Annotated in this window: 22 protein-coding genes; 6 read left to right on the top strand and 16 right to left on the bottom strand. The window is 63.7% G+C overall.

Annotation, left to right across the window (positions count from 1 at the left end; translation table 11 throughout):
- Positions 1-140 precede the first annotated feature (140 nt).
- Positions 141-1,280 (top strand): coiled-coil domain-containing protein, encoded by a 1,140-nt coding sequence (locus tag RFN28_RS31795; protein WP_320291118.1) that lies wholly within the window; start codon positions 141-143, stop codon positions 1,278-1,280.
- A 46-nt stretch (positions 1,281-1,326) separates the two neighbouring features.
- Here the strand turns inward: RFN28_RS31795 and RFN28_RS31790 are convergent, their stop codons facing one another.
- The 6 genes from RFN28_RS31790 to RFN28_RS31765 all read right to left on the bottom strand — a co-directional run bounded on the left by RFN28_RS31790 (position 1,327) and on the right by RFN28_RS31765 (position 6,147).
- Positions 1,327-2,124, bottom strand: coding sequence for a TrmH family RNA methyltransferase (locus RFN28_RS31790; protein WP_320291117.1), 798 nt, complete (start codon positions 2,122-2,124; stop codon positions 1,327-1,329).
- A gap of 55 nt (positions 2,125-2,179) precedes the next feature.
- A complete protein-coding gene (locus tag RFN28_RS31785; RefSeq protein WP_320291116.1) occupies positions 2,180-2,518 on the bottom strand; it encodes an ArsR/SmtB family transcription factor in 339 nt (112 codons plus the stop codon).
- Between the two features lie 164 nt (positions 2,519-2,682).
- Entirely contained in the window at positions 2,683-3,453 is a 771-nt protein-coding gene (locus RFN28_RS31780; RefSeq protein WP_320291114.1) for a HugZ family pyridoxamine 5'-phosphate oxidase, read from the bottom strand.
- 36 nt (positions 3,454-3,489) lie between these two features.
- Positions 3,490-4,677 carry a CaiB/BaiF CoA transferase family protein gene (locus RFN28_RS31775; RefSeq protein ID WP_320291113.1) on the bottom strand — a complete coding sequence of 396 codons (1,188 nt, stop codon included), beginning with the start codon at positions 4,675-4,677 and terminating at the stop codon, positions 3,490-3,492.
- 6 nt (positions 4,678-4,683) lie between these two features.
- A complete protein-coding gene (locus RFN28_RS31770) occupies positions 4,684-5,445 on the bottom strand; it encodes a 3-hydroxyacyl-CoA dehydrogenase (RefSeq protein ID WP_320291112.1) in 762 nt (253 codons plus the stop codon).
- A gap of 165 nt (positions 5,446-5,610) precedes the next feature.
- Complete coding sequence (locus tag RFN28_RS31765; RefSeq protein ID WP_320291111.1) at positions 5,611-6,147, bottom strand: GNAT family N-acetyltransferase; 537 nt, start codon at positions 6,145-6,147, stop codon at positions 5,611-5,613.
- A 293-nt stretch (positions 6,148-6,440) separates the two neighbouring features.
- On the opposite strand from RFN28_RS31765, the gene RFN28_RS31760 reads away from it, so the two are divergent.
- On the top strand, positions 6,441-7,427 hold the full coding sequence (locus tag RFN28_RS31760; RefSeq protein ID WP_320291110.1) for a glutathione S-transferase family protein: 987 nt from the start codon (positions 6,441-6,443) through the stop codon (positions 7,425-7,427).
- Position 7,428: 1 nt separating this feature from the next.
- Here RFN28_RS31760 and RFN28_RS31755 read toward each other — a convergent pair whose 3' ends face one another.
- On the bottom strand, positions 7,429-7,932 hold the full coding sequence (locus RFN28_RS31755; protein ID WP_320291109.1) for an NUDIX domain-containing protein: 504 nt from the start codon (positions 7,930-7,932) through the stop codon (positions 7,429-7,431).
- A gap of 68 nt (positions 7,933-8,000) precedes the next feature.
- Between RFN28_RS31755 and RFN28_RS31750 the strand changes: the two genes are divergently transcribed.
- Entirely contained in the window at positions 8,001-8,936 is a 936-nt protein-coding gene (locus RFN28_RS31750; protein ID WP_320291108.1) for a metallophosphoesterase family protein, read from the top strand.
- Here RFN28_RS31750 and RFN28_RS31745 read toward each other — a convergent pair.
- The 4 genes from RFN28_RS31745 to leuA form a co-directional block, all read right to left on the bottom strand.
- The gene (locus RFN28_RS31745) at positions 8,926-9,543 is read right to left on the bottom strand and encodes a hypothetical protein (RefSeq protein ID WP_320291107.1); all 618 of its coding nucleotides are present in this window, start codon (positions 9,541-9,543) and stop codon (positions 8,926-8,928) included. The two genes, RFN28_RS31750 and RFN28_RS31745, sit on opposite strands and share 11 nt — an antisense overlap.
- A gap of 129 nt (positions 9,544-9,672) precedes the next feature.
- Positions 9,673-10,524, bottom strand: coding sequence for an alpha/beta fold hydrolase (locus RFN28_RS31740; RefSeq protein WP_320291106.1), 852 nt, complete (start codon positions 10,522-10,524; stop codon positions 9,673-9,675).
- Between the two features lie 243 nt (positions 10,525-10,767).
- On the bottom strand, positions 10,768-12,537 hold the full coding sequence (locus RFN28_RS31735; RefSeq protein ID WP_320291105.1) for a tetratricopeptide repeat protein: 1,770 nt from the start codon (positions 12,535-12,537) through the stop codon (positions 10,768-10,770).
- A gap of 212 nt (positions 12,538-12,749) precedes the next feature.
- Entirely contained in the window at positions 12,750-14,426 is a 1,677-nt protein-coding gene (leuA, locus tag RFN28_RS31730; RefSeq protein WP_320291131.1) for a 2-isopropylmalate synthase, read from the bottom strand.
- A 465-nt stretch (positions 14,427-14,891) separates the two neighbouring features.
- Here leuA and RFN28_RS31725 point away from each other — a divergent pair, with 465 nt between their 5' ends.
- Genes RFN28_RS31725 through RFN28_RS31715 form a run of 3 tightly spaced genes read left to right on the top strand, consistent with a single transcriptional unit; the run spans position 14,892 to position 17,153 of the window.
- Positions 14,892-16,058, top strand: coding sequence for an ATP-grasp domain-containing protein (locus tag RFN28_RS31725; protein WP_320291104.1), 1,167 nt, complete (start codon positions 14,892-14,894; stop codon positions 16,056-16,058).
- 4 nt (positions 16,059-16,062) lie between these two features.
- Entirely contained in the window at positions 16,063-16,839 is a 777-nt protein-coding gene (locus RFN28_RS31720; protein WP_320291103.1) for an esterase family protein, read from the top strand.
- The gene (locus tag RFN28_RS31715) at positions 16,839-17,153 is read left to right on the top strand and encodes a nuclear transport factor 2 family protein (RefSeq protein WP_320291102.1); all 315 of its coding nucleotides are present in this window, start codon (positions 16,839-16,841) and stop codon (positions 17,151-17,153) included. Before RFN28_RS31720 ends, RFN28_RS31715 begins: the two co-directional genes overlap by 1 nt.
- Before the next feature lie 13 nt (positions 17,154-17,166).
- Here RFN28_RS31715 and RFN28_RS31710 read toward each other — a convergent pair whose 3' ends face one another.
- The 5 genes from RFN28_RS31710 to RFN28_RS31690 form a co-directional block, all read right to left on the bottom strand.
- Positions 17,167-17,919, bottom strand: a complete 753-nt coding sequence (locus RFN28_RS31710; protein WP_320291129.1) for an SDR family NAD(P)-dependent oxidoreductase — start codon at positions 17,917-17,919, stop codon at positions 17,167-17,169.
- Between the two features lie 52 nt (positions 17,920-17,971).
- Positions 17,972-19,075 carry an AbrB family transcriptional regulator gene (locus RFN28_RS31705; RefSeq protein ID WP_320291101.1) on the bottom strand — a complete coding sequence of 368 codons (1,104 nt, stop codon included), beginning with the start codon at positions 19,073-19,075 and terminating at the stop codon, positions 17,972-17,974.
- A 74-nt stretch (positions 19,076-19,149) separates the two neighbouring features.
- Positions 19,150-19,458: a putative quinol monooxygenase gene (locus RFN28_RS31700; protein WP_320291100.1), complete on the bottom strand. Its 309-nt coding sequence runs from the start codon at positions 19,456-19,458 to the stop codon at positions 19,150-19,152.
- A 51-nt stretch (positions 19,459-19,509) separates the two neighbouring features.
- Complete coding sequence (locus tag RFN28_RS31695) at positions 19,510-20,283, bottom strand: SDR family NAD(P)-dependent oxidoreductase (protein WP_320291099.1); 774 nt, start codon at positions 20,281-20,283, stop codon at positions 19,510-19,512.
- A gap of 68 nt (positions 20,284-20,351) precedes the next feature.
- Positions 20,352-20,786 carry a DsrE family protein gene (locus RFN28_RS31690; RefSeq protein WP_320291098.1) on the bottom strand — a complete coding sequence of 145 codons (435 nt, stop codon included), beginning with the start codon at positions 20,784-20,786 and terminating at the stop codon, positions 20,352-20,354.
- Positions 20,787-21,016: the final 230 nt, after the last annotated feature.

Below are 21,016 nucleotides of genomic sequence, written 5' to 3'. Positions count from 1 at the left end.
ACAACTGCTCGGATAAGCCTGCTCGCGCCGCGGCATGCTCTTGCCGCGGCACTGGATTTCCGCCATGCCAAGGTGGCACAGTCGGGCATTGGCGGGTTGCCGCCCTCGCATATCGGCCCTCGCATATCGGGTAGTCCACCTTGGTCCAGTCGATACTGTTCTTCGCACTCGGCTTTCTCTGCGCCGTCTTCCTGGTATCGCTGGTCGCGCCGGCCGTATGGCGGCGGGCCGTGGTTCTGACGCGCAGGCGCCTCGAAGCCTCGATGCCGCTGACGCCCGCCGAGATCCAGGCTGAAAAGGACCGGGTTCGCGCCGAGTTCGCAATGAACACGCGCCGCTTGGAGATGAACATCAAGAGCCTGAAGGAGAAGGTGGCCGAGCAACTGGTCGAGATCGGCCGCGGCCGCGAAGCCCTGAAGGGACTGGCGGTCGAGACAAAGGACAAGAACCAGGCGCTTTCCGATCTGCAGGCCAAGACTGAAGAGCTCAGGCGGCGCGAGGAAGAACTGCACAACCTGTCAGAAAAGCTGGCGCAGACCGAGCGCTCCCTGGAGAAGCGCGCATTGGAGCAGCAGAAGCTCGAGCAGATGTACGACGACGCCAGCTTCGCTTCCAGCAGCCGCCAGATCGAGCTCGTGGCCCGCGAGTCGGAACTGGACAAGCTCGCCAACGACATTGCGGTGCTACGCAGCCAGCGCAAGGAGGCGGACCGCCGCAATCAGGAAATCGCCGCGGAAGGCAAGGCGGCCAGAGACGCGCTCAAGATGGAAAAGAAGCGCGCAGCCGAGCTCGACAGGAAGGTCGAACGGCTGCTTGCAACCCTTGCCGACCGTGAGGAAAAGCTAGACCGGCGCGAAAAGGAGCTTGCCCGGATGCGCGAACGCCCTAAGCAGGGCCCCGCTGCAAATGGCGGGGCGAATCAGGCTGGCGAGGCCGAAGGCATCGACAAGGCCATCGCCAAGCTCGAGGGCGATCGCGAGCGGCTGGAGGCGAGGCTGACGGCGCTCGCGCGTGAGAACAAGCGGCTCAAGACCGATCTTGCCGCGCTCGAAACGGCAAAGCCCGAACAAGCAGGCGACGCGCGCCGCGCTGCGCTTCGCGAACAGATGAACGAGCTGGCGGCCGAGGTCGTCAACCTGACGATGAAGCTGGACGGGCCGGATTCGCCAATCGCCAAGGCCTTGGCGACCCCTCGCGACGGACGACCGGGCGCCGGCGAGCGCGGCATCAGCCTCGCCGACCGCGTAAGGGCCCTGCAAAAGACCAACTCAACCAGTTGAGCCAAAGGCCGCGCAGCCGAGCGGCGCTTTCCTCGTCGTCGGGCGGCTATCGTTTCGAGAAGTGATGCAGGGCAATGGCTGAAGCGGCGGCAACGTTCAAGCTGTCGAACCCTTCGGCCATGCCGATCCGTACAGTCCGCAGCCGGTTGAGCAGGGCTTCAGGCAAGCCTTCGCCTTCGGTGCCGAGATAGAGCGCCAGCCGCGACTTTCTTTCCGCGGCGCGAATGTCGGTTTCGCCGCGTGGTGAAAGGGCGAACTGGCTGAAGCCCAGCCGGTCGAGCGTTGCGATCAAGTTCACGGTGTCGCCGAAGGACGCGAAGGGAACCTTCAGCGCCGCGCCGACCGAAACGCGGATCGCCTTGCGGTAGAGCGGATCGCAGCAGGTGGGATCGAGAAGCACGGCGTCGGCGCCAAAGGCGGCGGCGTTGCGGAAGATCGAGCCAATATTGTCGTGATTGGAAATGCCGACCAGGACGACGACCAGCGCGCTTGCGGGCAAGGTTCCGAGCAGGACTTCGGCGGGTTGAGAAGCGCCCCGAACGCCGATCGCCAATATGCCGCGGTGCATGTGGAAGCCGGCAATCCGGTCGATCACCTCCCCCTTGGCGACATAGACCGGGAAGTCAGCCGGTGCCTTGCGCAAGACCGCCTCCAGGCCCGCCAGCCTGTTTTCGAGGATGAGGGCCGATTCAGCAGCGAAGCGTCCGGCCGACAACAGGAGATCCAGCACCACCTTGCCTTCCGCGACGAAGCGCCCATGGCGACCGACAAGGTCGCGCTCGCGAATGTCGAGATAGGCGGCGATACGCGGATCTTGCGGATCGTCGATGCGGATGAGGTTCATGCAAGTCTCGCCGACAAAGATTGTCAGCGAGGTAAGAGGCTTTGGACAGCGAGGGTCAAGCCCCGGCGCGACGCATCCGGTAGGCCATCTGGGACAGATCGCCGTCGCCGAAAATGCCTTCCAGCATGCGAAGCAGCTCGCGCACCGCGTCGGACTTGCAGGAATAATAGATCATCTGGCGATCGCGACGCGTCTCGACGATATCGAGCGCCCTCAGCTTGGCCAGATGCTGCGACAGAGCGGACTGGCTCAACTGGACTTTCTCGGCGATTGCACCGACCGACATTTCGCCGTCGATCAGATAGCTTACGATCAACAACCGCTTTTCATTGCCCATGAGCGTCAGAAACGCAGCAGCCGATTCGGCGTTGGCGACTAGCTTGTTCGAGATCATAGATCCCCCATGGTTTCTGGCTCATCCAGCCGCCATGGGGGCAATGGTGGCTGATTCCATAGTGTTCAGGTCAGAAAGCGCCGCTGAATCAGCGCCGCAACAAAAGGTAGATCATTTTATCTAAATCTCAAGAGTTGCTTTCGGTCCGGGGCAATTAACTTTCGCTACTGTGCCTGGCCGGCGGCGCGCGCGGTCTTTGCCATCTCCACCAGCACGGCCCGCAGCTCATGCGTCGTGCCGAGAGGCCGAGGGAAGAAGACCCTGCAGGTGGCATCCGAAGCTACCAGATCCATGCCGTCGGCATCGAAACCCGTGGCGATCCAGCCGTCGCCTTCGGCCCGGCCGAAATGGCGCGCATAGAGGCAAAGCGCATCGCGATGGTCGGCATTCATGTGGTCAAGCGCCGACTGTTCGCTGGCGGCGAGCTCTTCGACGACCGGGCCGCTTGTGATCAGGTCGGCGCGATTGAGAAGATAGGCCTTGCCGAAGCCGCCGTTCAGGCTGGCGCGATCAGGCTCGAGCCTGAATATCGAGAAGTCGCCGAGCCCGACATAGAGCTTCGCCTTCGGATTGCGGTTGAGGTAGCGCCGTTCGGCGCGGACGTGATCGGCCGATCCACGTTCCAGCCGCAGCGCCCGGCACATCAGGCTGATGCGCGGATGCGCGAGCGGATCGCCCTTGCCGGGTTCGCCTACGAGAAGTGAGCAGCGAGGATCGGCGAGAAGCGCGCCGGTATGCGCGGACAGCATCGAGATCAGGATCAGCGGCGCGCCGTCGATGTCGGTCGCGACGCCGACCCGGCTTGCCAGCGGCGCGCCGGTGCCGGCTTCGATCACCGCCAGCGCGCCGAAGCGGGCCGAGCGGATCAGCGTCTTCGCCAGCCTGACAGCCTCGGCGTCGGTCTCGCGGATGACATCCTTCCTGGTTTCTGTCAAGTGCTCACCGCGATAAGTTGATTTCTGTTCTCCGGTTTATTGGCCAAACAGGCCGGACCTGGCAAGGGCTTCGATCTCGCTTTCGTCGACGCCGAAGCGCGCCAGCACGCTTGCCGGTTGGCAGTCGGCCGCGGTCGGCACCGCGGCAAGCGTTTGAGAGGCCTGCGAGAAGCGCGGCGACGGGGCCGGACGCTCAAGCCGGCCGGATCTCACGAAGCTTTGCCTCGCGCGATTGTGAGGGTGGTCCCTGGCTTCGGTCAAGGAAAGAACCGGCGCGACGCAGGCATCGGTCGAGCCAAAAACATCGGCCCATTCGTCGCGCGTCTTCTTTCTGATCCCGTCAGCGATGGCGGCACGCATCTCAGGCCATAATGTCCTGTCATATTGGCTACGGACAAAACGCTGGTCGAGCGGCAGCAGTTCTGCGAACTCGGCGAAAAAGTTGGGTTCGAGGCAGCCTATGGCGACATGCCGGCCGTCGGCGGTCTCGTAGGTGTCGTAGAAGGGCGTCCCGGAATCGAGCAGGTTCTGGCCTCGACTATCGATCCACAAGCCCGCTGCCAAGAAGGCGTGGATTGGAGCCGCGAGCATCGATGCGCCCTCGACCATGGCGGCGTCGATCACCTGGCCCTTGCCGGTGCGCGAGCGCTGGAAGAGGGCGGCCAGCACGCCTGCGATCAGCATCATGGCGCCGCCGCTCTGGTCGGCGACGAGGTTGAGCGGCGGCACGGGCGGCGCTCCCTGCCTGCCGATCGCATGCAGCAGGCCGGCATAGGCAAGATAGGTGATGTCATGGCCAGCTAGGCGCGACAGCGGCCCGTCCTGCCCGAATCCCGTCAGGCGGCCATAGATCAAGGCCGGATTGCGCTCGAGCACGACATCGGGCCCGAGGCCCAGCCGCTCCATGACGCCGGGGCGAAAGCCTTCGATGAGGATGTCGGTCTTCTCCGCAAGCCGCAGCAGAAGTTCCGCGCCGTCCGGCCGTTTCAGGTCGAGCTTGAGGATGGAGCGGCCCTGGCGATCGAGATCATAGGCTGCCGGCAAGGACAGAAGCGGCTCCTTGCTGTCCGCCCGCTCGACGCGCAGCACCTCGGCGCCCATTTCCGACAGCATCAACGCGGCGAGCGGAACCGGGCCGAGGCCGGCCATCTCGATCACCCTGAGGCCGGCCAACGGCCCTGTTTTGCCGGCGGTGGCGCCGGCGCCGGTCGGCGGCGCGGTCATTGCCTTCTATTTCGGCGCCATGCGGATCGCGCCGTCGAGGCGGATCGTCTCGCCGTTCAGCATCTGGTTCTCGACGATGTGGAGGGCAAGTGCTGCATATTCCGTGGGCTCTCCGAGGCGGGGCGGGAAGGGCACCGAGGCGCCGAGCGAATCCTGCACCTCCTGCGGCATGCCGGCCATCATCGGCGTTTTGAAGATGCCCGGAGCGATGGTGCAGACGCGAATGCCGGAGCGGGCGAGGTCGCGCGCCACCGGCAGCGTCATGCCGACGACGCCGCCTTTGGAGGCCGAATAAGCGGCCTGGCCAATTTGGCCGTCATAGGCCGCGACCGAGGCGGTGTTGACGATGACGCCGCGCTCTCCGCCGTCGAGCGGGTCGAGTTTCGCAGCACGATCGGCGACGAGGCGGATCATGTTGAAGGTGCCGATCAGGTTGATCTCGATCACCTTGCGGTACTGGTCGAGCGGATGCGGACCGTCCTTTCCGATCGTCTTCACGCCAATGGCGATGCCGGCGCAGTTGACGAGGATGCGCGGCTCACCGAGCTTTGCTGCTACCTCGGCAATGGCGGCGGTGCCGCTGTCGCCGCTGCTCACATCGCATTGAACCGCGATGCCGCCGATATCGGCAGCCACCTTCGCAGCGCGCTCGACACCGACATCGAGTATCGCAACCTTGGCGCCCTTGGCGGCAAGGGCGCGCGCCGTCGCTTCGCCGAGGCCGGAGCCCCCGCCGGTGACGATTGCGATCTGGCCATTCGGGTTCATGCAGGCGTCCTCCCAGGATTTGGCATCATGCTACGAAGCCCGCCCGGGAGGCGCAACAAGATCGATTGAGGCGCCCGATCGACGGGATCGATTACGCCGGCGATTGACGGGATCAATCGCTTCGCGATTGGCGGGATCAAATCGCTGCGCGATTTGACCCGTGGGTCACGCCATGGCCGGAAGATGCTCGGGCAGGCGGGCCGTGTCCGCATGGCAGACCTCGCCGACGAACCGAGCCACCGCGCCGGGCTTGATCTCGTGATGGAGCAACCGGTCGAGGTCGACCGGGCGCGGCATGGTGATCTGGCCGCGCGGGAAGCGCTTGAAGCCGAGCGGCCCGTAATAGGGCTCGTCGCCGACCAGCATGACGGCCGGCGCGCCGGCCTTGGCAGCAGCTTCGAGCGCGATCGCGACCAGCCGGCGGCCGATGCCCAAATTCTTGAAGGTCGGACGCACGGCCAGCGGACCCAACATCATGGCGCGGCCGGCCCCTGCCGCGACACGCGTCATGCGCACGGAGGCGATCACCATATCCTCCTTGACTGCGACGAAGGACATCGAGCGGTCATGCCCGCCGGCCTCGCGGATCTTGTAGGCGGCAAGCGCGAAGCGTCCCGGCCCGAAGGCTTCGTCGTTGATGGCTTCGATTTCAGGATCGTGCGCCGGGGTTTCCGGCAGATATTTCACGTCGGCAAGGCTCATGGTCTTTGCGTTCCGGTATGCGGGGAAAGGTTTGCTGCAAGCGGCAGCGTTCGCCAGTCAGCGCTTCGTCAAGCGCGGGCGCCCTTTCGTCGTCGGTCGAACCGGATCGAGGCAAAGTCGAACATGGGCGCTTCCGCTAGCACCAATTTTGTTCGCCTGCAATCGGAGCTTTTGACCTTTTCTTTCCGCGGCTTGACGGTCTGGTGCGTCGTTTGACGAACTGTTCAGCGCCCGAGGGCTTCGACATTCCGGGCCATGCCCCTAAATCTCATGCAACTGCAGGAGATTTTCGCATGGGATTGCTGATCGAAGGCAAATGGCAGGACAGGTCGACCGTTGCCGACAGCAGCGGCAGGTTCGTGCGCGCCGAAGCGCAGTGGCGCGACTGGGTGACGCGCGACGGCGTGCCGGCGCAAGGACGCAAGCGCGGCTTCAAGGCGGAGCCCGGCCGCTATCACCTTTACGTTTCGCTCGCCTGCCCATGGGCGCATCGCACGCTGATCTTCCGCGTCTTGAAGAAGCTCGAAGGCATCATCTCCGTCTCCGTGGTGCACCATTTCATGGGCGAAAACGGATGGACCTTCAAAGCCGAGGACGGCGCCACCGGCGATAAGCTCTACGGCCTCGAATATCTGCACCAGATCTATGCCAAGGCCGATCCAGCTTATTCGGGCCGGGTATCGGTGCCGGTGCTTTGGGACAGACAAGAGGAAACCATCGTCAACAACGAGTCTTCCGAGATCATCCGGATGCTCAATTCCGCCTTCGACGAATGGGGCGATGCGAGCCTCGACTTCTATCCGGCCGCCTTGCGTCCAGAGATCGACAAGATCAACGCGCTGGTCTATCCAGCGATCAACAACGGCGTCTATCGGACCGGCTTCGCCACCACGCAGGAAGCCTATGAAGAGGCATTCGGCGAGCTGTTCTCGGCACTCGATACGGTGGAGGAGCGGCTGTCGAAGCAGCGCTATCTGGTCGGCGAGCGCATCACCGAGGCCGACTGGCGGCTGTTCACCACGCTGGTGCGCTTCGATCCGGTCTATGTCGGCCACTTCAAATGCAATCTGCGCCGCATCGCCGACTATCCGAACCTGTCGAACTATCTGCGCGACCTCTACCAGGTGCCCGGCGTCTCAGAGACGGTCAACCTTCATCACATCAAGTCGCACTATTACGGCAGCCACAAATCGATCAATCCGACGGGGATTATCCCGGTGGGACCGGAACTGGACTATGCAGCGCCGCACGATCGCGGCCGGTTCCGGAAAGCGGCTTGACTTACCAGTAGCCGGAGGCCTGCTCGCCGCCGAAAATTTCGGCGATCCGCCGCAGCGTTGCAGGAGTTGTCTCTTCGGGCAAACGGTCGAGCGGAAAAAACGCCGCTTCGGCGATCTCATGGTCCGGCATTTTCGGCGCCGTCTGGCTGAAGGCTTCGATCAGGAAGAGGCCGACATGGTCGCGGCGGCTGGATCGGCGGTTGAAATGCATCGATTTCAGCACCGGCGGGGCCGTCAGCGCGATGTTTCCTTCCTCGGCCAATTCCCGGGCCAGCGCTTCCACGAGCGTCTCGCCCACCTCGACGCCGCCGCCCGGCAATTGCCAGCCCGGAACATAGGTGTGACGGATGAGGAAGACCGAATTGGAGCTTCGGTCATAGACCAGGCCGCGCGCGCCAAGCGTCATCGGCCGCCGCAGCAGGAAATAGAAATGGAACAACCTTGCGCGCAGTCCCGGCCAGCCGGTCTGGCGGAACGCATGTTCCGGGTCGGCCGCGCCGGTCATCCAAGAAACCGCAAGCGGACAGCAAACGGTGAGTGGAAAGCCCCGAGCGCGTCGCTTAAGAAGGGATCATGTTCAGGCTCGCGCATATTTCCGATGTCCATCTGGGGCCGCTGCCCGATGTAACCTATCGCGACCTCGCGTCCAAGCGCGTGCTGGGTTACGTCAACTGGCAGCGCAACCGCCGCCGGCATATGCATGACGCTGTCATCGACACGATCGTTGCCGATATCAAGGCAAACGCGCCCGACCACCTCGCCGTCACCGGCGATCTCGTCAACCTGGCGCTCGACGGCGAGATCGAGATGGCGAAGCACTGGCTGGAGACGCTGGGGTCGCCGGACGACGTGTCGGTGGTGCCGGGCAATCACGACGCTTATGTGCCGGGCGCCTTCGACAAGGTCTGCCGGTCGTGGGCGCCGTGGATGACGGGCGACGGCGTCAACAGTCCGGTCGACCGCAATTCCTTTCCGTATCTGCGCGTGCGCGGCAACGTCGCGCTGATCGGCGTCACGACGGCGCGGGCCACCGCGCCCTTCATGGCCAACGGCTTCTTCATGGAGGGCCAAGCGGAGCGGCTCGGCAAGACCCTCGACGACACGGCAAAGCAAGGGCTGTTTCGCGCCATCATGATCCACCATCCGCCGGTGCGCGGCGCGGTCTCGCAGCATAAGCGGCTGTTCGGCATCGCGCGCTTCCACAAGGTCATCCGCCGGCACGGCGCCGAGCTTGTCCTGCACGGCCATTCGCATCTGCCTTCGCTGTTCACCATCGGCCCGCGCGGCGCAAAAGTGCCGGTTGTCGGTGTGGCCGCCGCCGGCCAGGCGCCGGGCGGCAAGCATCCTGCCGCTCAGTACAATCTGTTCGAGATAGGCGGGGAAAAGGGCAACTGGAACATCCGCCTGACACGGCGCGGCCTGACCGGCCCGGCGCTGCCGCCGTCGGATCTCCAGGTGATAGAGCTCGGCGCCGATATGCCGGTGGTTCGTGAGCTCGTCAGAAGCTGATCTTCATCTGGGCGATGCGGTCCCAGAACAGCACGAGCGACACCGCCAGGCCGACCAGGGCGCCGGCGGCGATCAAGCCAAGGCCGGCGAAGAAGGTCGTCCAGCCGTTGCGGCGCGTTGCGGATCGCAACGGCGGCTCGGCTTCCTGGACCTCGGCGCGGTGCAGGCCGGGCACGGCGCTCTCGACCGCGCCTTCCATCATCCGCTGGCGCTCGACGACACGCTCGGCCACGTAGCGCGTCACGGCGTCCGCTACGGGCTTCATATCGATCGATTCGGCCAGCACCATGCGGCCGATGCGCGTGTCCTTGAGGAAGCGGAAGGTGCGGCGATCCCGCCCCATGGCGACATGGCTGACGGCATCGATCCACAGCCGTGGTTGCAGGCCAGAGGAGACGGCGAAGTCGAAATTATCGATGTCCGCCGGCACGCCGGCGAAGACAGGAGCGAGTTCGGCGGCCAGCAGTTCGAGCCGCATGCGATGCGCTTCGCGCATGTCGACCACCACGTCGTCGCGGTCGGCGAAGGCGTTCTTGACGTCGCGAATCGCATCCGCCAGCCTCTGCGACGGCTCGATCGGGGTGATTTTCTCGCCTGAATCCTTCATGGCGACTGCCTCGTTGTTGGTTAACAGCGAGTTAACACAGTCGCCGGCAAAATGCACTCTGGATGGCGCCGGTCAGCTTGCCGCCACGCCTAAAGCGCGTCGCGATCTTTCAGATTCGCTCCATGCGCTTTAGGTTTTTGATTTTACGCATGTCTTAATCCCGAAACCGGTTCCCCCCTTTCGGGAGACATGCTTTAACGCCGGCCGCTGGGCCCTGCCGCGGCGGCGTGTGTTGCGGCGCACAATCTCCGCAATCAGGTCAGGCGCTTCCTCGACCAGCATATGGCCGGCCCCCAGCACATGATGCAGGTGGAAATGCGACGGCAAACTTTCGGCCTGGTGGACGGGCAGGACGGGATCGTCCGTCCCCCAAACCACCAAAACCGGCATGTTGAGGGTGTCGAGTTGTTGCCGCGGGATGGTCCCTTGTCGTTCGCCTTTCGTCATCGCGGCCGCGGCCTTGACAAGCCGCTGCAATTGGCCCGGTCGTTCGCGCATTTGGAAAAGCGCGTCCACCACATTGCGTGGAGGCACGCTTCGCGGTCCCGACATCGCGGCAAGGCAAGCGCCGATCTCGGTCCTGTCGACTGCGGCGGCATAGCGGCGCAGCAGCGGGCCGTTGATCTCGGGGCCGAAGCCGCCCGGCGCCAGCAAGGTCAGCGTGGCCACCCTTTCAGGATCGGCGAGCGCCATCAATGTCGCGATTGCACCGCCCATGGAATGGCCGACGAGGTGGACCTTGCCGAGCCCGCGAGCGGCCAGATCCGCGAGGATGGCCAGCGCTGCATGCCTGGCGCCGCCTGCGTCCTGGTACTCCAGGGAATATCCATGGCCGGGCAGATCATAGGCCAATGCCCTCACACTCGGCGCCAACCGCGCAATCACGTCGCGCCAGATCGAATGGCAACTACCGAAGCCGTGCAGGAAGACGATCGTCTTCGAGCCGGTGCCGCTTTCGGCGACATGAAGGGAGGGAAGCATCAAATTTAATCAAATTCATTCGCTAGGAGGCAAGACGGGCGGCAATTCCTTATTGCGGCTGAATTGCTCCCTGGGTGGACCGATAGAAAGTAAAATTTTCGCGACGGGGTTATGTGAGTCCAAACTGAAAGCGGAAGCAAGCCCTAATACTTATTGAATTTCGGCATCATGCTTTGCCGAAGCTGGCAACAGCGGGTATCGAACCCAATTCGGAATCGGTGCGAGCGAACGGCCCGCGATCGCTCAGCTCGGGTTGCCGATCCCGGCCGAACGCAAGGACTGCACGAGTCGGTCGGTAAGATCGGCGGGATATTTCCTGTCGACGAATATCGCTCGCGGATTGGCGGCAAATTTCGGGAATTCGGCTGTCAGTTCGTTCGCCAGCTCGCTCGCGAGCTTGTCGCGGCCTGAGATCTTGGCGCCGATCAGGCGTGCGGCCAGGTAATGCGATTTGGATGCCGTGGTTCTCAGCGACTCGCTGGCAATCGCGGCCCTCTTCGTGTCGCCCTGCATGAAGGCTCCGACAAAGAGCCCGTAGTCCCACCAGGTGGGGTGGCCGCTGAAGGTCTCGACGGCGTGGGCCAGGATCGGCGTTCCTTCCTGATATCTGCCGGCGAAGACCAGACCGTATCCATAGGCGGCAGCCATGCCGAGATCATAAGGGTTGAGCTCATAGGCCTTGCGCATCCAGCGGATCGCTTCGTCCGTGTTGCCGAGACGCGAATTGAGGTAGCCATAGGCGCGATGCGCATGCGGGCTCATCGGCCCCATCTGGATGGCGCGGTGGGCAAACGACATGGCCTGTTCGATCGATGCGCCGGGCGGATAGGCGTAGTGGTTGTTGACGGCTTCCAGATGCAGCGAAGCGAGCTCCGAGTAGACGAGCGACGATTTCGTGCCTTCGCCGGCCAGCTTTTCCAGGCAGCGATACGCCGCTTCGTGCGTCTTGGCGCTCTGGTCGAGATAGTAGCGGTCGTCGAGGACCAGACATTCGATCTGGCTGGTCCGGATGTCGCTCTGGTCGAGATAGCTGTATATCGCGCCCGAAGCGGGCACGGTCGAGGTCAGGAGGCTGGCGATGCTGCTTTCGACCGCCCCGGGCGCGTTTTCGGGTGGGGTGAGGTTGCGTGACAGCAGGACCCGTCCCGTCGCGACGCTCTGCAATTCGATCATGACGTCGCCGGTGGCAGGTCCAGGAATAATATCGAAAACGAAGCTGACCGGATCGGCGGAAGCGTCCCGTGCCGCATCGGCGTCGCGTCCGATGAAATCTATGGTGTCGAAGCCGGCAAGGCCGGCGCGCAGCGAGGAGGCGACACGGGCCGCCTCCGGTCCATCAGCCTTGATGGCCATGTAGATCAAAGGCAGGTTCTCGAAGGGTTGCGCCGCGACGCTGCCGGTGGCGCCTGCCGTTTCGACCGGCGCGGCCGCGTCGTCGCTGTGCAGAAAGGCATTGCCCTGGCGGACGACAAGGACACCCAGCATGGCGATTATGAGGGCCATTGCTGCCCAGAAGAAGCGCAATTGGCGCGTCAGCGACGGGGCGGATGCGGGTGTCCCCGCAGCTATCAGCGGCGCGGCATCGGCGGGTGCGGGAGTCTCGAAATGCTCGGCCGAAGGTGAAGCGGCCTCGCCGGTATCGGCAGGCTTGGCTTCGGCGGGCAGCCGGATGGCATTCAGCTCGTAGGAAGGCACATAGCCGCCGCGCGGGATGGCGATGCGCACCGGCTCGGCGATGCCCTCATTGGCGAAATAATGATCCAGAAGTTCACGCAGCCGCCCGGCCTGGACTCGCACCACGGCATCGGTCGCGGCATCGAAATCGCGATCCTTGCCGAACACGTCCATGGCGATGGACAGGCCTTTCAGCCTGTCGGCTTCGCCGGCCTGCTCGCGCTCGACGAGATAGCGTAACAGCCTGCGGGCACGCTCGGAGCGTCCGAACGTTTCGCTGGCAAGCAGTCGCTCCAATGTCTCGCGCACTGCGGGGGCGGCAGGCGTGGCAGGCTCCAAGTGTCGAACCTTTCGAAGTCGGCACAGGTTAGTAGATGATAATATAGCGTCTGCGCCGGCAGACAAGAAAACTTCTATTAGGCGATCGCGTAAGTCACCGCAAATTTACCCGCCGGTTAATGAATTTGTACGCGGCCAGCCAGTCACATCGCGCCAGCCATGAAGCGTGACGCGTTCCGGTGAACGCGCCACGCTCAGAGAGGCTTCGACAATCAGCCGGCCTTGCGGCCGAGGATGCGGTTGGTGGCCGAAACCACGGCTTCCAGCGAGGCGGCAACGATGTTGGTGTTTATCCCGGCGCCGAACAGCTTGCCGCCCGGATATTCCATCTCAACATAGGAAATCGCCGAGGCGTTCGAGCCGCGCTGCAAGGAATGCTCGGAATAGTCGAGCACGGACATCTCCACGCCGACATGGCGCGAAAGCGCGTCGACGAAACCGTCGATCGGGCCGGTGCCGGTGCCGGTGATGGTCACTTCCTTGCCGTTGTCGAGGATCTCCGCCTCCACCACGCGACGGCCCTTCACCTCGGTGTCGGGATAGGTGCGATGGTCGAGGAATTTCAGCCTGGCGCCCGGCTGATCGACATAGGTTTCGAGGAAGCGCTCGTGGATGCGCTTGGCCGGCACTTCCTTGCCTTCGGCGTCGGTGATCGCCTGGATGTCCTGGCTGAACTCGATCTGCAGGTTGCGCGGCAGGTTGAGGCCGTAGTCGGCCTGCAGCACATAGGCGATGCCGCCCTTGCCGGACTGCGAGTTGATGCGGATGATCGCCTCATAGGTGCGGCCGACATCGGCCGGATCGATCGGCAGGTAAGGCACTTCCCAGAGCGGCGTGTTGGCCTTGCGCAGCGCCTTCATGCCCTTGTTGATGGCGTCCTGATGCGAGCCGGAAAAGGCGGTGTAGACGAGCTCGCCGACATAGGGGTGGCGCTCGGGGATCTTCAGCTGGTTCGAATATTCGTAGACGTCCTTCATCCGGTTGATGTCGGAGCAGTCCAGCTCGGGATCGATGCCTTGCGTGTACATGTTGAGCGCGAGCGTCACGATGTCGACATTGCCGGTGCGCTCGCCATTGCCGAACAGCGTTCCTTCGACGCGGTCGGCGCCCGCCATCAGGCCGAGCTCGGTGGTGGCGATGCCGGTGCCGCGGTCATTGTGCGGATGCAGCGAGATGATCAGCTTGTCGCGGTTGTCGAGATTGCGGCACATCCATTCGATGCGGTCGGCATAGACGTTGGGCGTCGACATCTCGACCGTCGAGGGCAGGTTGATGATCAGCTTGTTGTCCGACGTCGGCTTCACGATCTCGGTGACGGCGTTGCAGATATCGAGCGCGACCTCGAGCTCGGTGCCGGTGAAGCTCTCCGGCGAATATTCGAAACGGTAGCCGCCGCCGGCCTTGGCCGCCATGTCGGTGATCATCTTGGCGGCGTCGGTGGCGATCCGTTTGATGCCGACCACGTCCTTCTCGAAGACCACGCGGCGCTGCAGCTCGCTGGTCGAATTGTAGAAATGCACGATCGGCCGATGCGCGCCCTTGAGCGCTTCGAAGGTCCGCGTGATCAGCTCGGGCCGGCACTGCACCAGCACCTGGAGAGATACATCGTTCGGCACGCCGCCTTCCTCGATGCACCAGCGGGCGAAGTCGAAGTCGGTCTGCGAGGCAGACGGGAAGCCGATCTCGATCTCCTTGAAGCCCATGTCGAGCAGCAGCGCGAACATGCGCGCCTTGCGCTCGTGGCCCATCGGGTCGATCAGCGCCTGGTTGCCGTCGCGCAGGTCGACCGAGCACCAGATCGGCGCCTTCTCGATAACCTTGGACGGCCAGGTGCGGTCGGCGAGGTTGACGGTCGGGTAGGGCTGGTACTTGCGGGGGGCACCGGGCATGTGCCCGGTCGCTTGCGCGCCCGCTTCGGGCTCTCCGGTGCGGATTTCTTCTCGTCTATTCATCGTCGTTTCTCCCGGCGGCTCGTCTGACCGCCCTCAGGCGGTTTGGTGCCGAGCGGCGCCTTTACCATAGTTTCGTTCGCTTGATGTGACTTGCCAATCCTGGCCAAGGAGCATGCGCCTCGAGCGGCGGTTTTCGACCGCCGGGCGCTCCTTCAGCGAACCCGGCGATCGCCGATAAGGCCGAGAAGAAGCAGGGTCGAAGCAAGCGCGCGCACGGTCTCGCCGGCAAAGCCGGGGCGAGGAGAAGCGACGGAGCGGCTGCGCGTGGTCATGCCGGCTCTCTTACAGGAGCGGGCATCTGGAGGCAAGTCGGCCCGGCCGCGTGAGGCGCAAGCTCTTCCCCGCACCGGGCAAATGCGCCACACTCGCTCCCGGAGGATCTGATCTCAGGGGAGGTCGTGCATGAATTTCGTGTTCTTCTCGCCGCATTTTCCGGCCAACGGCGCCGATTTCTGCGACCGGCTGAAGAAGGCCGGCGCCGCCGTGCTCGGCATCGGCGACGCGCCCTATGAGACGCTGAGCGGGAAGTTGCGGGCGGCGCTTTCGGAATATTATCGCGTCGCGGACATGGAAGATTACGATGCCGTGTTCCGGGCGATGGGGCATTTCATCCACAAATGGGGCCGCATCGACCGCTTCGAATCCTTGAACGAGCACTGGCTGGAGCTCGAGGCCAACATCCGCACCGACTTCAACATATTCGGCACCAAGCTCGATTTCGTGAAGAATCTGAAGCGCAAGAGCCGCATGCGCGCTTTCTTCCGCAAGAGCGGCGTCGAGACCATTCCGCAACGCAAATGCTCGGATCGCGCCGGCGCGATGACCTTCATCCGCCGGGTCGGCTATCCGGTGGTGGTGAAGCCGGATTCTGGCTCCGGCGCGTCGAACACATTCAAGATCTCCAACGCCAGGGAACTCGACCAGTTCTTCAGGGACAAGCCCGAGGGCGTCAGTTTCGTCATGGAGCAGTTCATCGAAGGTCTGGTGGTGACCTATGACGGGCTGGTCAACCGCGACGGCGAGGTGGTGCTGGCGGCGAGCCACCGCTACGATCAGAGCGTCATGGAAGTGGTCAACCGCGACCGCCACATGAGCTACACCTGCTTTCCGGAGATCACGCCGGCGGTCGAGGAGGCGGGCCGCAAGATCCTCAAGGCGTTCGACGTGCGCGAGCGCTTCTTCCACATCGAATTGTTCGAGACCAGGGACAAGCGCATCATCGCGCTCGAGGTCAACATGCGCCCGCCAGGCGCCTGGATGACGGACGCGATCAACTACACCTTCGACATCGACGTCTACGGTGAATGGGCCAATATGGTGGTCAATGACGCTGCCGGCGGCCCCTACAAAGGCAAGTATTTCACCGCCTATGCCAGTCGCAAACGGCATCTCGACTATTTGCACAGCCATGAGGACGTGTTAGCCGCACACGGCGACAAGATCGTCCACCACCAGGCCATCGAAGAGGTCTTCAGCCGCGCCATGGGCAACTACGCCTACCAGATGCGCTCGAAGGACCAGAGGGCGTTGCGCCAGGCGGTCGACTATATCCACGCGGAAAAGGCGTGAGGCGATGGACGTTTCCTATCACAAGGGCCACGCCCGCAACCTCGGCCGCGACATGGAGTATAAGCGCTACGGCCATGCCGGGCGGCCGGTGGTGGTGTTCCCGACCTCGCAGGGGCGTTTCTACCAGTTCGAGGATTCGGGCGGCGTCGGTGCGCTCACCGAATTCATCGACACCGGCCGCATCCAGCTGTTCACGCTTGACGGCATCGATTCCGAATCCTTCTTCGATAAGCATGGCGATCCCGTTCATCGCATCGCCCGCCACGAGGCCTATTTCCGCTATGTGCGCGAGGAGGCGCTACCGGAGCTGCAATCGGCCGCCGCCAAGGCCAATGGCGGACGCACCTTGAAGCCGCTGTTTTGCGGATGCTCGATGGGCGGCTACCATTCGTCGAATTTCGTGTTCCGCTTTCCCGAGTTGGCGAGCGGCGTGATCTCGCTGTCCGGCGTTTATTCGACCCGCGACTTTTTCGGCCGGGCGCTGGAAGGCAACATCTATTTCAACTCACCGCTCGACTATCTGCCGGGCATCGTCGACCAGGGGCTGCTCGGGCGGCTGAGGGCGCTAAGGCTGATCTTCTGCTGCGGGCAGGGCGCCTGGGAAGAGCGCATGCTTGTCGAAACGCGGGAACTGGAGCAGGTGCTGCGCGACAAATCCATTCCGGCCTGGGTCGACTATTGGGGCGGCGACGTCAGCCACGACTGGCCGTGGTGGCACAAGCAGCTCGTCTATTTCTTTGGCCGCTGGCTGGATGACGACCTGATGCACAGGCTGGATTGATGACCGCACCCCAGCCCATCCGCCGCTTTGTCGAGGCCCCCAACGCTGCCGACAGCGAGGCCTTTCTTCAGATCTTCACCGCCGATGCCTTGCTCACCGACTGGGGCCGATCTTTCCGGGGCCGCGAAGAAATCGCGCGCTGGAACCAGTCTGACAATATCGGCGTGCAGTCCCATCTCGACATTGTCCGCATCGCGCAGTCGGATGGTGCCTACCATGTGCGCATCAAGGTGGCCGGCAGCGGCTTCAACAGCGAAGGCGACATGACCTTCACGCTGGACGGCGACCGGATCGCGAGCCTGGTCATCAGCTGAGATTTGACTGCGTTCAGTAGGTCGCGCGTCCGCCGGAAAGATCGAAGGTGGCGGCTGTCGTGAAGGAATTCTCGTCCGACAGCATGAAGGCGACCATGGCTGCCGCCTCCTCCACTTCGACGAATCGGCCGCGCGGAACCTTGCCCAGCATGTAGGTCACCTGCGCCTCGGTGAGCTGCTCGAGGATACGGGTGCGGGCGGGCGAGGGCGTCAGCGCGTTGACGGCGATGTCATGGCCGGCGAGCTCCTTGCCGAGCGACTTGGTCAGTGCCAATACGCCCGCCTTGGCCGCCGAATAGGCGGCTGCGTTGGGATTGCCTTCCTTGCCGGCCACGGACGCGACGTTGACGATGCGGCCGTAGTTGCGGGCGATCATGCCGGGCACCAGGCGCCGGCAGCAGTAGAAGACGCCGTTGAGGTCGATATCGATGATCTGGAGCCAGGCGGCAGGGTCATAGTCCACCACGGTTGCGGCCGGGCCGGCAATGCCGGCATTGTTGACGAGCAGATCGACAGACCCAAGCGCCCGCTCGGTCTCGGTAGCGGCGCGGTCAACGGCCTCGATCTGTGATTGGTCGCAAAGGAAAACTTCCACGCGGCCAAGCGGTGCAAGTTCGGCGACGGCGCTCGTCATCGCGGCCTGGTCGATGTCCCAGATGGCAACGCTTGCGCCTGACGACAGCAGGCGGCGGGTCACGGCAAGGCCGATGCCTTGCGCGCCGCCGGTAACGACGGCGACACGGCCAGAGAGATCGACGGCATTCAAACGGCGGGTCATGGGCATTTCCTTTGTTTCCCCATGCATTTGGTACCGCGGATCAGTCCCTGACGTTTCGCGCCACCAGCTTGGCTACGCTTGGCCCAATGAGCAGCACGACGAGGAAACGGGCCGACTGCAGCGCCATGACGAAGGAGATGTCGACGTGCCGCGCGGCGGCGGCAATGATGGCAACGCTGTCCATGCCGCCAGGGCTGGTTGCCAGATATGCGGTCAGCGGATCGATGCCGAGCACGCGGCTGATGACGAAAGCCAGCCCGCCGCAGAAAGCGATGAGCGCCACGATCGAGGCGATGATCTGCGGCAGGGCGCGTGCCGCGTGGCGCAGGATCGGCCGGGTGAAGTTCAACCCGATCGACCAGCCGACCATGGCATAGCTGAGCGCCAGCAGCCAGGGCGGCAATTGCATCGGCACGCCGAAGCCGAGATGAACCACGGCGCCGAAGATGAAGGTGCCGAGGAAGAAGGGCGAGGGCAGCCTAAGCAGCCTGCCCAGCAGGCCACCGACAATCGCGATGCCTATGGTGGCGGCCAAGGCCACAGGCTCGATCGGCGGAAACCAGACGACGGGCGGCACTTTGACACCGGATGTGTCGACCCACATCTTGGCCACCAGCGCCGCCGTCATCGAGACGAAGATGACGCGCAGATATTGCATGAAGGCGACGAGACGCTGGTCGGCGCCGAAGGCGCCGGCCATCAGCACCATGGCGGTGGCCGCACCCGGCGAGGAGCCCCAGACGGCGGTGGTGCCGGGCAGGATGCGCCAGCGGCTGATCAGCCAGCCGAGCAGGCTGGAGGCGGCGACGGTGGCGATCACTACTGCGAGGAAGAGCGCCCATTCGACGTAGAAAACCGGAAAGATGTCGACCGAGATCGAATTCGCCACCAGGCAGCCAACCACGGCCTGGGCGGAGCCGAACAGCGGGCGGGGCACGCGCACTTTGGCACCGTTGATGCCGGCAAGGATCGCCGCCAGCATCGGGCCGATCAAAAGCGCCGCCGGCAGGGCGGCCAATTCCAGCGTACCCGCAAACAGCAGCGAGAACACTATCAGCACCAGCCATTGCTGCCGCCGGCGCAATCGCGCCATGCGTTCAATGGTTGGCTGATCCGGTGGCTGTTGTTCCGGCGGGGAATCCATAGCCGGTTCTTAGACCGGTCACGGATAAATGCGAACCTATTTCCAGCGGAAGTTCTATCTCGCCGGTCTCGTTCTCAACTTTTCTCGGAAGCGGGGAGGCCGACGCCGCCGACCGGATGGGTTTCGACCTGGAATTCGAAGCCGGCGATGAAAGGGCGCGCCTTGGCGATCGCAGCCTGGACTTGGGGCAGTTGCAGCGAGGCCTTGTGGCTTGCCTGGTCGGTCCAAACTTCGGTGACCCAGATCGCGTCGGCATCGGCGGGGTCGGTGGCGACGATATAGCTCAGGCAGCCGGGCAGGGCACCGGTCGTCTCGCGCAGCACGTCGATCACCGCATCGCGCTGGCCGCGCGCCGCACGCATCTTGCCGATCAGTCCGAACATGCCCTTCCTCTCCCTCCGGATTGCACGCCGCCCAAGTATGCAGTCGGCGGCTTAAGGCATCAACTGGCCACCATTGACCTCGATCACCTGGCCGATGATGTAACCGCTCAAACTGTCGGAAGACAGGAACAGGTAAGCTCCCACGCAATCCTGCGCCGTTCCGGCGCGGCCCTGCGGGATGGTCGCAACCATGGCCTTCATCTGCTCGGCGCTCGAATAGCGTTCGTGGAACGGCGTCAGGATGGTGCCGGGCGCCACGGCGTTGACGCGGATGCCGAAGCCGATCAGCTCCTTGGCCATGCCGCGCGTCACATTGGAGACGAAGGCCTTGGCGGAGCCGTAAAGCCCGGCGCCGCCGCCGGCGCCATTGCGGGCGGCGATCGAGGTGGTGTTGATGATGAAGCCGCCCTGGCGTTTCAGCCACGGAATCGCCTTGCGCGAGGCGGTCAGCACCGAGCGCGCGTTGAGGTCCATCACCGCGTCGTAATGCGCCTCGGTCTGCTCGGCATAGCCAATACGGCCGAGCATGCCGCCGGCATTGTTGACCAGCCCGTCGAGCCGGCCGAAATGGTTCGCGCTCTCCTCGACCACGCGCTCGACGTCGGGGGAAACCGAAAAATCGCCCTGGGTCAAAAACACTTCGCCGCCGTCGTCACGGATGGTCCCGGCCAGCTTTTCGGCGGCTTCCCGGCTCGAATTGTAATGCAGGGCGACACGGCATTTCTGCCGGGCATAGGCAAGGGCAAGGGCTGCGCCGATCCCGGTCGACGCGCCGGTGACCAGCACCGCCTTGCCGGCGAGGTCGGGAATGACAAGTGTCGTCATGTTGGATGGTCTCCGCAAAGCACTGCCTTTCGTAGGCCATTGCAGGCCATGCGTTCAAGTCAGCGCAATCAGGGCCGGAGATAGACATACCCCTGGTGCTGCAGTTCCGCGAGCTTGACGACGCCGCCCTTCTCCGCGACCTGGAAGCCGGCAAGCAGGTCGGCAGGCGCGATGTCCATGCCGCGCATGGTGTTGCCGCAGGCCTGCGGAACGAGCCCCTGCTGGACGAGGCCGGCAAAGCGGCTGGACGTGGCGCCGGAAGCGCTCTTGGCCTTGAAGGCGCCAAGCGCCGGACCGTGCACGACCAGCACGATCTCGACATTGCCGCCGGTGCCGTCATAGTGGTTCTTGATGTTGCCGAGCACGAAATTGACCTCGTCGGCATCGCTGAGGTGATAGGCAACCTTCAGTTTCTCCTCGCCTGTAGCGGCACTCGCTTGGCGCAGACCGAAAAGGCCCGCTGCTCCGGCAAGCCCGGCACGGAATATGTCACGGCGCAGCATCGCATTCCTCCATCCGCCGGCTTTCGCAATCCTGCTTGGTCCAGGTGTCGCTAACCATTTGTTTTTACGCAATTCCAGAAGGGGAACCGTTACACACTTTTCCTGGAATTGCGCCTAGACTAGTTTCCGTCCATAAACAGCAAGCGATTGATTCTATTGAGTGAATCGTAGCTTTGCGCAGGCGAGGCCCGGCGGTTTCAGGTATGTTTGGATCATGCCACTGATTCCAA

The organism is Mesorhizobium album (genome assembly GCF_033977205.1).
In the GTDB taxonomy this organism is placed as follows: Bacteria; Pseudomonadota; Alphaproteobacteria; order Rhizobiales; family Rhizobiaceae; genus Mesorhizobium; species Mesorhizobium album.
This window is presented reverse-complemented; position numbering and strand designations above follow the sequence as displayed.

Excerpts from the sequence above, each read along its gene's own strand:
- RFN28_RS31705 (WP_320291101.1), bottom strand. The coding sequence starts at position 19,075 with ATGGATTCCCCGCCGGAACAACAGCCACCGGATCAGCCAACCATTGAA.
- RFN28_RS31695 (WP_320291099.1), bottom strand. The coding sequence starts at position 20,283 with ATGACGACACTTGTCATTCCCGACCTCGCCGGCAAGGCGGTGCTGGTC.
- RFN28_RS31745 (WP_320291107.1), bottom strand. The coding sequence starts at position 9,543 with ATGAAGGATTCAGGCGAGAAAATCACCCCGATCGAGCCGTCGCAGAGG.
- RFN28_RS31765 (WP_320291111.1), bottom strand. The coding sequence starts at position 6,147 with ATGAGCCTTGCCGACGTGAAATATCTGCCGGAAACCCCGGCGCACGAT.
- RFN28_RS31740 (WP_320291106.1), bottom strand. The coding sequence starts at position 10,524 with ATGCTTCCCTCCCTTCATGTCGCCGAAAGCGGCACCGGCTCGAAGACG.
- RFN28_RS31720 (WP_320291103.1), top strand. The coding sequence starts at position 16,063 with ATGGACGTTTCCTATCACAAGGGCCACGCCCGCAACCTCGGCCGCGAC.
- RFN28_RS31790 (WP_320291117.1), bottom strand. The coding sequence starts at position 2,124 with ATGAACCTCATCCGCATCGACGATCCGCAAGATCCGCGTATCGCCGCC.
- RFN28_RS31775 (WP_320291113.1), bottom strand. The coding sequence starts at position 4,677 with ATGACCGCGCCGCCGACCGGCGCCGGCGCCACCGCCGGCAAAACAGGG.
- RFN28_RS31725 (WP_320291104.1), top strand. The coding sequence starts at position 14,892 with ATGAATTTCGTGTTCTTCTCGCCGCATTTTCCGGCCAACGGCGCCGAT.
- RFN28_RS31755 (WP_320291109.1), bottom strand. The coding sequence starts at position 7,932 with ATGACCGGCGCGGCCGACCCGGAACATGCGTTCCGCCAGACCGGCTGG.
- RFN28_RS31700 (WP_320291100.1), bottom strand. The coding sequence starts at position 19,458 with ATGTTCGGACTGATCGGCAAGATGCGTGCGGCGCGCGGCCAGCGCGAT.
- leuA (WP_320291131.1), bottom strand. The coding sequence starts at position 14,426 with ATGCCCGGTGCCCCCCGCAAGTACCAGCCCTACCCGACCGTCAACCTC.
- RFN28_RS31760 (WP_320291110.1), top strand. The coding sequence starts at position 6,441 with ATGGGATTGCTGATCGAAGGCAAATGGCAGGACAGGTCGACCGTTGCC.
- RFN28_RS31770 (WP_320291112.1), bottom strand. The coding sequence starts at position 5,445 with ATGAACCCGAATGGCCAGATCGCAATCGTCACCGGCGGGGGCTCCGGC.
- RFN28_RS31750 (WP_320291108.1), top strand. The coding sequence starts at position 8,001 with ATGTTCAGGCTCGCGCATATTTCCGATGTCCATCTGGGGCCGCTGCCC.
- RFN28_RS31715 (WP_320291102.1), top strand. The coding sequence starts at position 16,839 with ATGACCGCACCCCAGCCCATCCGCCGCTTTGTCGAGGCCCCCAACGCT.
- RFN28_RS31785 (WP_320291116.1), bottom strand. The coding sequence starts at position 2,518 with ATGATCTCGAACAAGCTAGTCGCCAACGCCGAATCGGCTGCTGCGTTT.
- RFN28_RS31690 (WP_320291098.1), bottom strand. The coding sequence starts at position 20,786 with ATGCTGCGCCGTGACATATTCCGTGCCGGGCTTGCCGGAGCAGCGGGC.